8 protein-coding genes are annotated in these 14,460 nt (G+C 46.5%); 7 read left to right on the top strand and 1 reads right to left on the bottom strand.

The window, feature by feature from the left end; all coding sequences use genetic code 11:
* Positions 1-4: 4 nt before the first annotated feature.
* From WBG78_RS04515 to WBG78_RS04495, 5 genes are all read left to right on the top strand, one after another.
* Positions 5-1,753: a caspase family protein gene (locus WBG78_RS04515; protein ID WP_337325185.1), complete on the top strand. Its 1,749-nt coding sequence runs from the start codon at positions 5-7 to the stop codon at positions 1,751-1,753.
* Positions 1,743-2,936, top strand: coding sequence for an AAA family ATPase (locus WBG78_RS04510; protein ID WP_337325184.1), 1,194 nt, complete (start codon positions 1,743-1,745; stop codon positions 2,934-2,936). Before WBG78_RS04515 ends, WBG78_RS04510 begins: the two co-directional genes overlap by 11 nt.
* Positions 2,933-4,108 carry a hypothetical protein gene (locus tag WBG78_RS04505; RefSeq protein ID WP_337325183.1) on the top strand — a complete coding sequence of 392 codons (1,176 nt, stop codon included), beginning with the start codon at positions 2,933-2,935 and terminating at the stop codon, positions 4,106-4,108. Before WBG78_RS04510 ends, WBG78_RS04505 begins: the two co-directional genes overlap by 4 nt.
* Positions 4,105-7,335 carry a pYEATS domain-containing protein gene (locus tag WBG78_RS04500; protein WP_337325182.1) on the top strand — a complete coding sequence of 1,077 codons (3,231 nt, stop codon included), beginning with the start codon at positions 4,105-4,107 and terminating at the stop codon, positions 7,333-7,335. Before WBG78_RS04505 ends, WBG78_RS04500 begins: the two co-directional genes overlap by 4 nt.
* A gap of 153 nt (positions 7,336-7,488) precedes the next feature.
* Positions 7,489-8,493 (top strand): hypothetical protein, encoded by a 1,005-nt coding sequence (locus WBG78_RS04495; RefSeq protein ID WP_337325181.1) that lies wholly within the window; start codon positions 7,489-7,491, stop codon positions 8,491-8,493.
* Here the strand turns inward: WBG78_RS04495 and WBG78_RS04490 are convergent.
* Complete coding sequence (locus WBG78_RS04490) at positions 8,480-9,523, bottom strand: SGNH/GDSL hydrolase family protein (RefSeq protein WP_337325180.1); 1,044 nt, start codon at positions 9,521-9,523, stop codon at positions 8,480-8,482. The two genes, WBG78_RS04495 and WBG78_RS04490, sit on opposite strands and share 14 nt — an antisense overlap.
* Positions 9,524-9,825: 302 nt before the next feature.
* Here WBG78_RS04490 and WBG78_RS04485 point away from each other — a divergent pair, with 302 nt between their 5' ends.
* Both WBG78_RS04485 and WBG78_RS04480 read left to right on the top strand, forming a co-directional pair.
* Complete coding sequence (locus WBG78_RS04485; protein WP_337325179.1) at positions 9,826-13,083, top strand: two-component regulator propeller domain-containing protein; 3,258 nt, start codon at positions 9,826-9,828, stop codon at positions 13,081-13,083.
* Positions 13,084-13,395: 312 nt separating this feature from the next.
* Positions 13,396-14,421: a DUF4097 family beta strand repeat-containing protein gene (locus tag WBG78_RS04480; protein ID WP_337325178.1), complete on the top strand. Its 1,026-nt coding sequence runs from the start codon at positions 13,396-13,398 to the stop codon at positions 14,419-14,421.
* Positions 14,422-14,460 lie beyond the last annotated feature (39 nt).

The following is a 14,460-nucleotide window of genomic DNA, read 5'->3' as shown; positions in this document are numbered from 1 at the left end:
AATCATGGTAGGTTTCGAAAACGACAGCGCGCAGTTAGCTCCTCCCAGGAAAATTGACAAGTACTATGTATTTGTCGTGGGTATAGATCATTACCAGGATGGCATTCCTCAACTGAAGAATCCTGTACTTGATGCTAATCGCGTCCTTAATACGTTACTGGAAATCTACAAACTGCCAACGCCGAAACCTGTCGGAGACCTGAGAGAGAAGTACCCAAAGTTGTATGGCGATGTCAAAGACCCTATTCCCATTTACGACGATGTCCAAATCACAAGCATTTACGATGGAGATGCTACTCTGGATGTCGTCGATGAAAAATGGAGAAGGATATTCAAAGTCATCGGTGAGAACGACGCGCTTCTGGTATACTTCGCAGGTCATGGCTATAAAGATTCCAATGAGTATTATATCCCAATGGCCGATAGCCCACCTGATAAATGGGCAAGGTGGTTCAACGTCTCACTGCTCTATCAGCGTTTCAAAAGCTATTCAGAAGACAAAAAATGCAAGGATTATCTTTTGATTCTCGATTGCTGCTATGGCGGACAAATCGCCCTGGGCACCGGCCGGCTAACCGAGCACGACTACTCGAGATATGTACTCACCTCATGCCTGCCGTATCAGTTGGCAAATGATGGGCCTCCTGGAAAGGGAAGCCCATTTGCCAACGCTCTTGTTAGATATTTGCGGAGTTATCGATGGCCCTTTCTCACCTTCGATAGAAGTGAATGGCAGCGGCTATCTACTTACTATATTGAGATTGCAAGAAGGCGTTCCGTTGCAAACCAGGAATTGTTATATGAACGTCTTCCGGAAGCAGACACCGGTCCAACGAAGTTTATTTTTGAAAAGAGAAATCACCGGCTCGATGTCACATTCCTGAAAGACTCAATCATCAATAACCTCAACTTCAGTTCTCAGAAATCAGACCTGGAAGACTATTACACTAACGCAAACGATCGTCTTAACTTCATTTACACGCAGGCCGAATCCAGCGAGATCAACGCCGTACTGCTGAAGGTAATTCTCAAATGGTTCTCCAATTCAAATTACGTTGAGTGGGAGCCGTCAGCATGCAATGGCATTGAGAGGGTAACAATCGATAAGTATCAGCAAGACGAAATCTGGAATGTACTCACAAAGCAAATACGCTCGCACGGCGAAGAAGTAACCCGCGAAAATGTACTTGAATGGTATTTCGAAAAACTTAGGAGTGACGAGCCTGACTTCGATGGCAAATGTCACTTGATCCTTTGGTTAAATTTCCGACCTGAAAGCAAGAATGTTGTGGAGCGCATTCGCTCGTTCATTCAGCAATTCAGCAAAATGTTCTGGGACCGTCTCGATCAGGAGCCGGAAGAAACGAGAAATGGCATGGGAAAACTCTTTATCATTTTTTCCGATGAGAATGTCGTGCCTGTTGATAACACGAATGAGTTGAAGACCATTGACAGGACAACGTTCAACTTCATCCCTACACGTCCGGTCTCAAAAGTAAGACTCCCGAATCTTAAGCCGTGGATGGAAACCTTCCGTGGTGACCAATTTGAAGAACGAATAAGCCACCTCAATGATGAGTCAATACTCCGCTCACTTGCCGGGACTGTGCGCGAATGGACTCTTCCCGACTTCATCAACATTGTTTGTAAACACTGCAAACTATCTCAAGCCGAAAAGGACGACTTACTCACCATGCTATACGCCTCGTGCGACAAATCATTGATTCCTAACAAAATCTCCGATGAAGATTAGAAGCTATCCAACGCCCAATCCACTGGTTCCCAACTCACGTTCACGGTTTGCCACTGGCACAACGACCATAAAAGAAAACGGAAAAGAAACTTCCGTCGATATCTTAAATGCGGTCCAGGCTAAGTGCCCCGTGTCGCGTTTTGCTTTCGACAAAGTCACGGGCACTGGTACCTTTCAGCATGAACTGGTCAACGGTGTCCCAAGGACGCAACCGGACAGGCTGTTATTCCCCTATATACCGACTGCCGATCTCATTGAACTTGTTCGTATCGCACAAATCCTGCAAAGGCCCATACTCATCAAAGGCGAACCCGGAAGCGGCAAGACACAACTCGCCAAGTCGGTAGCTTACGAGTGGTATGGCGACGAATACAAGGATCACTTCTTCGAATGGCCCATTAAATCAATGTCCAAGGCAGTTGACGGCTTATATACTTTCGATCATGTTGCACGCTTACGTGATTCGTACAGAGAACGCAGTGCCGGCGATAACGGTACACCTATCAGCAGTTCAGAAAGTGCAGCCCAGGAGGACAAAACAATTTACCGTCAATTCGGCCCTTTGGGCAAAGCCTTCCTGACTTCAACGGAGGAGAATCCTTCAATACTTCTCATTGACGAAATCGACAAAGCCGACATTGACTTTCCCAATGATCTTCTACTCGAGTTAGATGAACGACGGTTCAAGATTCCCGACTCTGAAACAGGAGAAGTAATTGCCGCCCGATATCCTCCGCTTATTTTCATCACCAGTAACGATGAACGTGAATTGCCCGAAGCATTTCTTCGTCGCTGTCTTTTCTTGTACATAAAGTTTCCCGATGAGCCAACCTTACTGCGGATTATCGACGCACATATCCCCGGGATGGTAGATACCTATAAGGAATTTGTCGGAAAAGCGATAACCAGGTTTGTGAAATTGCGCGATGAAATTCTTAAAGACCCGGGCGACAACAAACGGGTCTCAACCAGCGAGCTACTTGATTGGTTGAGAACGTATCACCATGACCTTCAGGAAGGACGATCACTCGAGGTGAGCGTCAATGGCAAGTCAGAAATGAAGCGCATCGACGAAGTGGATCTGACTAACCTTCCACTCTTTTATCAGGCATTGTTGAAAACTTACCAGTCGGTTAACCGCCGGCAGGTTGCTATTGATACAGCACAAAAGAAACAATCATGACAGCTGACTTACCGTTCTGGCATTTCTTTGAGGCACTCAGGCACGAGCTACGTTATTCGATCGACGTTGACAAATACAAGGAGTTCGTAAAGTTTGTCACAGAAAAAGTGCCCTCACTGGAAAACAAGGAAGCGTTGGGTCAGATTTGTAAATTCCTTTTCCTGCAAAATCTGAGAGATGAGGAAAAGTTCGTCCGGATTTTTAATGATGCCGTGAAGAAGGAGATTCAGCACGCTTTAACGAAAGCCGAAACAATCTCGAACACAAGTAATTCTTCGCCATCAGATCCTTCGAATCGCACGTCAACGCCATCTGATGTGAACAAAAAACAGCCGATAATAAATAAGCCAACACGCGAAAAGTCAGAGACCCCCGAAGACATCGAACACACGCGCGAGGTTCCGTTATACTTTCAACTTCCATCGCTCCAAAACGCGCAACAATGGCCTGACACAACTCAGGATAAGGTTATCGTGAATTACCTGCAGACAGATGAATACTTTCCGATCACCAGACGCAACATGGTAAAGGCATGGCAATTCCTCCGTCATAAGGATAAACAGGGATTCGAAAACGAAATTGACGTACAGGAAACAACGAAGCAGATCGCACGTGACTTCTTTTTTATCAATCCAAGATATAAGGTCAGTCTTGCAAACCGAAAGGACACGTTAATGATCTTTGCCGACTATCGTGGATCGATGGCACCGTTTCACGAGTTGAGTAACCGTCTTATACATACTGCCACCACAGAAGGCGGACATCCCAAAGCCTCGGTATGGTACTTTCAAAACTGTCCTTCTGGATATGTCTACAGGAAATCCAATCTCACGCAGCCTGTCAAACTCAAAGAGGCGTTGTCCTCCGCGAATAAAAACTTCACGCTTGCTATTGTGATCAGTGATGCAGGTTCAGCACGAGGCAACAAAGATCCGCAGCTCGTTAATTCAAGAATGAAGATGACATTGCCTTTCCTCGATTCGCTCGACAAATCCTGTGCTCACACCATCTGGTTAAATCCCATGCCAACGCATCGATGGAAAGGAAGCTGTGCAGAGCAGATCCTCAGCAAAGTATATCTGATGGCTCCCATCCTTGAGCACGACGCCTATAATTTCCAGGAGACATTGCGTTTGGTTTTGAAACAGGACAAGAAGCTGGCAACATCATGATTCCGGAAGACTTTTTGATCAACTCATTGCCCGACCTCGATGCATCGAAGGTTCGCTCATTCTGTTATCGTTTTGTCGATGACTTCTTCCTTGAATATCAGTTTGGCCATTTCATCTTCGCCGCCTACGCCTCGGTTCCGGCAACACTTACGCCCGATCTTCTTTACAAGCTCTGGCAGAACTTCAATCAATACACATGGATGGGCAATCCAACAATGATCCACCGCGTGGCCGTGGCCGATGTACTACTATCGCCTATGTGCGATGAAGTCGGGTTTGAGTTATATGAAATGAGCTATCCTATCCGGATCGAGTTTCAGCGCTGGCTAAAGGTCGCATACGACGATGAAGACGGCTTGTGGAAAGAGCGCGGACTTCACAGCCTTGAAGAGATCGCAGATTTCTCCGAACAATACTATCGTATTCCCAACGATGCCACTCAACGCTGGGGCACGGCGTACACCGAACACCAGGTAAACGAGGCACTATCGAATACAAATCCCGGCAAATACATAAGGGTGCTGCGCGACAAGTTCTACATAGCAGCCCGGGAAAACAACGAAAGTGATATGCTGCGGTTGCTGGACACCGTAGGCAATACCACTAAACGCTGGCAACATCTCCAGGGTGCGAATCCGAACAACGTTCTGAAGCAAGTGCAGGCACAATCGCCGTGGATGGACGCGCTAAAGTCACTACTGGAAAAAAATGATCCTGCCTTTCAAAAGCAACTCGACAACGAACCTTCAATTCTGTCGCGCATCGCCGACACTGACGAGGGAGGTGCCGTCACGGTTCCCGTGCAGATCACCGGCATTGACAAGTCCGCTCCAAAGAATCACTCTGACAGAAAGATCAGGATGCTCGTCGTATGTACAGGTCCGGATCCCATGGCAAAAGCAAATGGGACTTTCGATGTCAACAGTGCCATGCTGTTCACCAAAACAATCGAAGACTGTTTTGGTAAGAATAACGTAAAGGCTACGGTTCTTCATGACGACAAAGCCACGCGCGCGGGAATCCTCGATGCCTGGACCAAACTAATGAAGAGCACTACTGACAAAGACGACATCATCCTTTACATCGCCACCGATGGCACACGCGAAGACGACCATTGCCTGGCTCGTACGGCGGATTCTCAGGCATTGAGGGATGACAACATCAGCTATATCGCGCGCTCGGGAAAGTATCACTCAATTACGATCGTCCTGCAACTCGATTACGCCGGAACAAAATACTGGCTCGACGAAACGGACCCACGACATATGGTGTTTGCCGCATGCGGTCTCGAGCAACCGGCCGATACGATGAATGTGATGGAACATGACAAACCAATCTGCGCGTTCACTCACTCACTTTGTTTGGCGTTGCGGTCAGATCCTTCACTGCACTTTTCAAACCGTGATCTCTTTCAGTCTGCACTGAACTTCTACGATCAGATTGATCTCGTCCCAAATGAAGGCAGAAACAAAGCCACCGTATGGGATACTAAAGCCCCGCGACTCATAGGAAGCGAACAGGCTAAAGATCAATTCTTTCTCCGCGGACCGAATTTCATGATCCGTTTACAAACAGCCCTCTTCAACGTTGGGCTACTGGACAAGCCTCTGACAGGAAAACGAGATGCCAACACTTTACGCGTGATCGAACAATATCGAAAACAAAAGGCGCTGCCTGAACGCACTGATTTCAATGAGTACCTGGCTCACCTTGAAAAAGAACCCGCAAGAACTAATCCCGCAATTTTGCTTTTCATCTTTTCGGACAAGGTCAAAGCTCGTCTTCAAATCGATGATGAATATCAGGTAATTAAAGGAATGTTCGATTCTCAAAACCTTGATCCTGCAAGATGGCGTGTAGAGTTTATGTTCAATGTCCCTCTCACGCAAGTCATGGATTTCATCCTGAGTCCTGAGAATAGGGGACGCATCCAAATGATCTATTACGGCGGGCTGGACGACAAAGGCCGTTGGAGTTTTCCGGAAGATACTATCGGCATCGCCGAACTCAGTGGTATAATAGATCACCAGCGAAATCTTCAATTAATAGTCTCAAATACCTGTCGCTCAAAAATCTTGTCGCAATATGCGGTCATGCTCGGGGCCAGGGCAGCGATCGGCTTCGACGGAATAGTCGACGACACCACCGCCATTAGATTCTCCGAAGTACTCGTGGGCTGGATTCTATATGAAGACGAAAGAATTCTAAGCACATTCGGTGCGTATGTAGATAAGCGCATCACTTTTAGCGGAGACCAGGCGCATGGCAGTTTAAGACGACCGCTTTCAGTTTTCATGACAGACAACTCATTTCACATCAACTGGAACTTCAGGAAGGAAAATGATTCTTCAGAAAATACCATTAATGAGAGCGAAAGAGAATTCCGACTACTTGCAAGAGGGGACAACGAAAGCAGAACGATAATAGTCAAAGACGACCTTCAAAAACATCGCTGGGGAGGCCAGGCCACAAGAAACGGATTTACTTTTCTCGCCGATGTTGAAGACGGACAGTTCAAGTATTATCGTGTTACACTCGTCGTTGAAGCACCAGACCCAAGGATGCATGGCGAAGTAGCCTTTTTTCTTCATGATACGTTTACGCCTCAGGTCAGATTCACGCGGTTCAGATCGGGCGCGGCAATACTGCGCCTCTCTGCGGTGTATGAGGCTTTTACTGTTGGTGCCATGCTTGAAGATGGAACAACGCTTGAGCTGGATCTGAATGAAGGAGTCGACTATCCTAAAGGATTCTATTACCCTCGTGATAATTTCAAAGCAACCGTGCTCAATCTCTATGCATCGAACGCTATTACTATAAACACAGATCTTCAAAAAAACCGCTGGGGAGGAAAGGCCGAATCCAACAACAAACGTCTTCATGCAACCGTCAATGAGCGGCTGGTGCCTGGAGCATTTAAAGTTACACCCATTGTCTCTTCAACAAACGACATCCCTCTCACAGGCGATGTTGCCTTTTTTGTTCACGATTCATTTTCACAGGAAATTCAATACGCTAGAGCCGTGAGGGGAGAAGCGAGCATCACACTCATTGCTTACGAAGATTTCACTTTAGGCGCTTACACAGAAGACGGCACTGTACTTGAATTAGATCTAAGTGAAGTACAAGGGTACCCAAAAGGATTCTACTCCACACCTCCGCCAATCAATAATCCGGACACTTCACCGGGCGACAGAGAAAAGAAATCACCGAGAAAGAAGAAATAGCGAACGGTATTGTAACCGTTTGTAACTGTGATTTTTGATCACTTCCCGGATCACCTCGCATTTTGCGCCTCATGTGTCGTGATATGGGCATCAACCTTTTCGTCCATGTGCTATTTTTGAGCTCTTTGAACTGTTGTCCTTAACCTCGTACCTATGGACCTTTTTAGAACGATCGTGAGATCCGGCATTGAAGAAAGGATGACCTATAAGACGAAGCGATCAATTTTAATATCGAACTATCTTTCTCTCATTCTCACGGTCGCCATCAACGCAGTATTTATTTTCAGGCTTACAGTGTTTTCAAATCCACATGTCGACATACATTGGATACTGGGTACTATCATTTTCACATCTCCGATTTTCATGAATCGCCTGCATCTCACTACCGCAGGGCGTCTCGTCCTTTGTATCGGCCCGATTCTTTTTCTGTGGTACTCATTCATCGGTCAGATGCATGCGTCCACTGCGATTGAAGTAAGTCAATATGATGGACTTCGCATCTTCTTGCTCGGTGTGAGCTTTGTACCTTATCTTATTTTCGATAGAAGCCAGCTCCCTCTACTCATCCTTGGAATTCTTCCTTCGCTACTATCAGTTCTGTTCTTTAATAAGTGGATGAATCTCGCGGGCCTTGATATCTCTGAACGCATTTCAGGAGACAGTGACTATCAAATTATGTGGATGAGAACATTGGTATCATACCTGGTCATCAGCGCCGGATGTATTTCATTTCAATCAATCATCTCATACAATGACCGGTTAACTGAAAAGTTGATGCTCAAGGTTCGGGGGAATCTCGAAAAGATTGAAGATCAGAACCGGGCGCTGCTGCGACAAAGCCACGAGCTGAACATGCTCAATAGCGATCTTGGAGAGCTCGTGGAAAAGAAAACGCGAAGCATCAGAGATCAAAACGACATGCTCGTAAAGTTATCTTTCACCAATGCACACAAAGTACGTGGACCCGTCGCTCGGATCCTTGGCCTCATCTCTGTGTCCCGACTGAATACGGACCTGAACAGCGATTGGATCTTCGACAAAGTAGAAGGCGAGGCCCGGGACATCGACGAAATTCTTGTCGCCATCTCACGTGATCTCGACGACTCAGTGAGAACGCACAGCAGCGTGAACGCATCCCATGCGATCACCATCCAGTGATCTTCTTAACAAAAGGCAAAAGGACGGCTGCCATTTGCTCGTGTTCCTTTAAGTTAGGATGCCAGTCACTTCCATGTGAATCAATCCTGCCAAAGTAAAAATAATGTACCCGCTTGTCGCCGGGACCAAAATAGTCAGTCACAGCTCTTATGTAAGATTGGAATTTTGATTCCTTCTCGTCAACTCCATCCGGCCCTGCCGCACAAATGATCCTGGCATCTGCATACTGGCTCCTTATCTTTTTAACGAACTGAATATACGTATTGACAAAAGCTGCACTGTCGAGAGTTTTTGCAAGGTCATTCGAGCCCAGTTCAATAACCACCACATCCGGCTGATAGCTTTTATAATCCCACACTGACTTACTGCCCACAACAATCTCGTCATACAACTTAGGTTGTACAAACTCCTTCTCTCCGCCATAGGACTGATACATACCGATGCCTGATCGGCATACTGCTACATAATTCGCTTTCACCGCCCTTGCCACTAGTGTCCCGTAAGTATGATAATTGTTTTCAGTTTCGTACGCAAAGTGCTCTTCCCGGGTTTTCCCTTCATTCCCATAGCCACATGTGAGTGAATTCCCGACAAACTCAATTGTTCTTTTTAACTTCGGCAAACTGAACAGCTTGCTTCCGTCGTCAATGACGAATCCGTTAACCCTTGTCGTACCGCCGTGCCACTCGGTCCTCCTGCTGATTTCGATGCTGTGTTTGGTATTCCGCAGAGCATGTGCAAGCTCATACAGTCCATCCTTTCGGTCTGATTTAAAAATGAAAACGCTATCATCCAGTTTTACGGTATACCAGTTCCGGAGGCTGTCATCCTGTAGCCTCACCGTGAGCGACGTTCCGGTAAATCCTGTTCTGAGCATGCAACCGGAATACATAAAAGCAGGGCGCTGCCTGTCGGCAAAGTCAAATCTTCCCACATATTCGATGGATGGGTCAGTTGCGCTTATTACTTGCTGACCCCTTGAACTAAAGGAGGCAACAAGTAAGAAAGCCATTACAAGGATTGTTCTCATGATGCAATTTATGAGAATAGCTCGTATAGAATAACAGGCAGTTTCTGAGATGCGTATGGCGCGGCCAAACAGTCTCACAATCAAGATAACCGCGGTATCTGTTTCGATTGCCTTTCCCTCACTATATTTGTTTAACCCAGTCGATGCTGTATCCACGTCTCCATAAAAGAAAAGCCTGGCCTTTTGAGCTGTGCTTACGCGCACGCCTTTTAATTTTTGCAGTAGTCATTTTTGCTCAGCAGTCCCGTGCGCAGCGTATCACACATGACGCCAAATTCCGACGCCTGGTTGAAAATATTCAATTGTCCAATCTTAATATCACCACGATACAACAAGACTCAAAGGGATTTCTATGGGTCGGGACTATGGACGGGCTCAACCGTTTCGATGGATATGAATTCAAAATCTATCGAAATATCGAAAACGATACGACGTCCCTCGCAAAGAATCGGGTTGAGGCTGTCTATGAAGACAGGGAGGGGGTGGTTTGGGTATCAACTTTGAACTCCGGATTGCAATACTATAACAGGACTACCGATGCCTTTACCCGCGTGCCTGAATTTTCACAACGCTATTGCCAGGTCTTTCGCATCACCGAAGATGCCCAGCATAACCTTTGGATCGGCGGCGCTTTCAACGAACAGGCCTTCGTTGCAGTCAGGGACGCCAAAACCCATAAATGGGAAAAGTTCCTCCTCTTCCGCGCCGCCGAGGGCATCTATAGCATATTTCAGATCTCCGAGAATGAGTTCTGGTTAGGGTCGCAGTCGAACGGCCTCCTCAGGTGGAACAGGAAAACTAATATCATTGAGAAGCACTACATCCATGATCCAAACAATCCCAACAGCTTGCCCGGGAATGATGTGAGGAAAATTGTTCGTGACAAAAGCGGAAACCTTTGGATCGCAACCCACGATGGAGGCCTCTCGAAATTCAACATCAGAGACAATCAATACACCAACTATACGGCTCACTCGGCTCAGGGTTTACCCTCATTACCTAACAACACCATCCGGTGCATGATCGAAAGCGAGAATGACCTTTGGCTGGCAACTGAGAATGGCGGTCTCAGTCGCATGAACATGGAGACGGGCGCTTTAACAAACTTTCTTTATGACAAGTCGAATCCAAACACCATTATAAACAACTCTATCTGGTCCGTATGCAAGGATGCACAAGGTCGGATATGGGTGGGATCGTTCGCTAAAGGCTTATGTGTGCTGGATGTCCTCGAGGATAAACTTCCGATCTATGATCCAATGCTGAAAGACGATCTCGTCAATATCATTTTCAAAGATTCAAAAAACCGGATGTGGATAGGGACGGAAGATGGTCTTATACTCAAAGACAAGACAGGCTCACACCGCTTTACGTACGACCCAGCGAATAAGGGCAGCATTAGTAGCAATGCCGTGAACTGTGTGTTTGAAGACCGAAATCATCGGATCTGGATCGGAGTGTGGGAAGGTGGGGTAAACCGGTTCATCGAAGAATCCAGAAGTTTCGTACGATACAATCACGATCCACAACGCAACGAAAGCCTCTCAGATCCAAACGTCTTTAACATCACTCAGTCCTCTCAAACCGGTGAGCTGCTGGTGTCAACCTTTGGAGGACTGAATATTCTCAAAGATGAGAAGAAGGGAATCTTCGAGAATCCCTTTATCTATCCACACGAAGGCGATCAATTCCATTTCACTCTGCATGAAGACAAGGACCATAACATTTGGGTTGGTGCAAGAAGCGGCCTGGCTATTTATTCACTGGAAACAAAAAGAATCAAGCAGGTCAATGTCTGGGACGATAAGAACAAGACCAGCGAGCAGATCAATTGCATTTTCGAAGATCACAACGGAACACTATGGGTCGGATCAAGCGGCGGCCTTCACAGGATGGCGGCCCCAGGGAAGTTTGATTCCTATACCGTAAAAGACGGTCTGCCAGTAGATTTTGTTCAGGGAATATTGGAAGATGATAAGGGCAATCTTTGGCTGGGTACCAGCAAAGGTTTGTGTGTATTTAATCCTTCAACCAAAAAGTTCAAGACTTTCGATGAAAGCGATGGTCTCCTCTCAAACGAACTTAGAAGAAAAGCATTCCTCAAAATGGAAGATGGACGCATGCTTATCGGTGGAAAGGGTGTTAACGCATTCTATCCCGATAGCATCTCCTTCAATCCCAACCAGCCGTTCGTCTATATCACAGACCTGAAAATATTCAACCGTTCAATAAAGCCAAATGCTGACGACGGAATTCTGAAGACCGACATTGCCGAATCAAAGGAGATCTACCTCAACTATGATCAACTCTTCTTCACCATACATTATGTTGGCATAAACTTCACGTCCAGCTATAAGAATCAATACGCGTACAAACTTGAAGGATTCGATGCAAACTGGATCAACGTTGGCACGCAGCGCTTCGCCACGTTTACGAATCTCGATCCGGATAAGTATGTCTTTCGCGTAAGAGCCAGCAATAATGATGGCGTTTGGAATGAAGAAGGAGCTTCTCTTATTATACATGTTCTGCCGCCATGGTGGAAGACCTGGTGGGCACGATCACTCATGCTGTTGACTGCCGCCGGCATTGCTACTCTTATCTCGTTCCTTCGAACAAGAAGCATCCTCACTGCCAACCGTGAATTGGAAGAAGCAGTAAATCAAAAAACAGAAGAGCTCCAGAAAACGAACGTCGCCTTAAGAAAAAGCGAGGAAGAGATCATCGAAAAAAACAAACGGCTAACCGCGCAAAGCGAAGAACTGGCAGCTCAGAACGAAGAGCTGCTTCAGAGTCAGGATGAGGTGTCCAAGCAACGGGACCTGGTAGAAAAGCAAAATGAAAATCTTGAGATAGAGGTTGCCAAGCGCACAAACGAACTCGTTGACTACAACCAGCAGCTTCAACAATTTGCCTTCATAGCCGCTCATAACCTGCGGGCACCTGTAGCGCGGATACTAGGCCTGGGACAAATACTCGGAATGCTGGAGAATACACCTGAGAAAAAGAACGAGATCTATCCAAAGCTCATTCAAACTGCCAATGAACTCGATGGTGTCGTAAAGGACCTTAATACAATTCTCGATTCCAGAAAGAATAGCGAACTCCACCTAACAGAAGTGGACTTCGCCACGGAGGTCACCAAGATTCTGAGTACCCTCGAGCGCGAAGTTGCCAGCACATACGCACTCATTACAACAGACTTTAAAGAAGTAGAAAGCATTCGCACAGTAAAACCATACCTCGAAAGCATCTTGTACAACCTGATCAGTAACGCGATCAAGTACCGTGATCCGTTGCGTTCGCCCGTCATACATGTCAGGACCGAACGGCTTGAAAATGAGATCCGTCTAACTGTCTCCGACAACGGACTGGGTATCGACCTGGCATCACATCGCGATAAACTCTTTACTCTGTATAGCCGGTTTCATATTCATCTTGAAGGCAAAGGGCTCGGTCTCTATCTGGTAAAAACACAAATCACAGCGCTGGGAGGAAGAATAGAGATTGAAAGCGAAGTAAACAAAGGCTCGACGTTCAAGGTATATTTCAAAAGCTAGCATTCACGCACTTCAAAGCTATATCAGCGCCCACCCAAAACAACCGGTCAACCGTTTCGGAAATTTTCTGGCCACCCAGGTGCAACCATTTTACAAATAGCCAGTCTATAGTTTGTTCCTGAGAAAGCGCAGGAGCTGGAACGACACGTCTCACCGTCCGGATTCGCGCATCGAACAATGGAATTTGGACACAAGGGAGCGCGGACAAACTTTAGATAAGCTTGTTTCAGCCCTTTTTCCCGTGGCATACGAATTGAAAACAAGTAAACAACATTAAGAACCACCTACATCAGACATACCAAATCTCGAAATATGAAACACATCTTCACTCTTCTACTGTCCATCTGCCTGTTGGACATCACGGTCTTTGCTCAGGACCGCGCACCGTATCTGACAAAATCCTTGTCGGGTAGCAATGTTAATTCTGTGTATGCGCGTACATCCGGCGGCAATATCCAGGTAACAGGCGTGAGCGCCAGCGAAGCACGCATTGAAGTTTATATATCCGATAACGGAAAAAATCTTTCTAAAGAAGAAGTTAGTAAAAGACTGAAGGACGACTATGAGCTTACTGTTGAAATGGATGGAAACAAATTGGTTGCCACAGCCGAACCAAGACACTCATTCAGCAACTGGAGAAACCAGTTGAATGTTTCTTACAAGATTTATGTCCCCTCTGATGTAACTACAGACCTTTCTACAAGTGGCGGCGGCATTGACCTGACTAACCTTAAAGGTTTTCAAAACTTCAGCACCAGCGGCGGGGGACTTACACTCAATAAAGTTTCCGGAAAGGTACGTGGAAAGACCTCGGGCGGCAGTATCAACCTTAATGATTGCAAAGATGATATCGTACTCAGCACAAGTGGTGGCGGCATTCAGGCAGCAAATTGCTCTGGTAAGTTGCGTCTCAATACCTCAGGTGGCGGTATTGAACTTGAATCGCTCGATGGAGAAATCGAAGCTGAGACCAGCGGTGGATCAATTCGCGGAGAAGGAATCCGGGGAAACCTTTATGCTCACACCTCCGGTGGACCAATAAAGATGCGTAGCCTTTCTTGTGGACTTGATGCTTCTACCAGTGGCGGCAGTATCGATGTTGAGCTTACTGAAGTTGTTGCTGCAATTACATTGAACAACTCCGGTGGAAACGTTCACCTGAAGATGCCTTCTAACAAAGGTCTGAGCCTTCGCCTGCGTGGCGATAAGATCAGCGTTGTTGATCTCAAGAACTTCAGCGGAGATCAGGATGAAAACAGCATCACCGGTAAGATTAATGGTGGTGGCATTCCCGTAAGTGTTTCCACGAATGGAAATCTGACATTCGCCTTGAAATAGATTTTTTGAAACCTGACAGAGCAAGGGAAGCCTCGGGTA

It is taken from the genome of Chryseolinea sp. T2, from assembly GCF_037203685.1.
In the GTDB taxonomy this organism is placed as follows: Bacteria; Bacteroidota; Bacteroidia; order Cytophagales; family Cyclobacteriaceae; genus Chryseolinea.
Note: the sequence above shows the minus strand (reverse complement) of the source record. Positions and strands in the feature narration are given on the sequence as shown.

Bases quoted from the DNA above. Each gene is read 5' to 3' on its own strand.
- WBG78_RS04515 (WP_337325185.1), top strand. From the start codon at position 5: ATGGTAGGTTTCGAAAACGACAGCGCGCAGTTAGCTCCTCCCAGGAAA.
- WBG78_RS04510 (WP_337325184.1), top strand. From the start codon at position 1,743: ATGAAGATTAGAAGCTATCCAACGCCCAATCCACTGGTTCCCAACTCA.
- WBG78_RS04505 (WP_337325183.1), top strand. From the start codon at position 2,933: ATGACAGCTGACTTACCGTTCTGGCATTTCTTTGAGGCACTCAGGCAC.
- WBG78_RS04500 (WP_337325182.1), top strand. From the start codon at position 4,105: ATGATTCCGGAAGACTTTTTGATCAACTCATTGCCCGACCTCGATGCA.
- WBG78_RS04495 (WP_337325181.1), top strand. From the start codon at position 7,489: ATGGACCTTTTTAGAACGATCGTGAGATCCGGCATTGAAGAAAGGATG.
- WBG78_RS04490 (WP_337325180.1), bottom strand. From the start codon at position 9,523: ATGAGAACAATCCTTGTAATGGCTTTCTTACTTGTTGCCTCCTTTAGT.
- WBG78_RS04480 (WP_337325178.1), top strand. From the start codon at position 13,396: ATGAAACACATCTTCACTCTTCTACTGTCCATCTGCCTGTTGGACATC.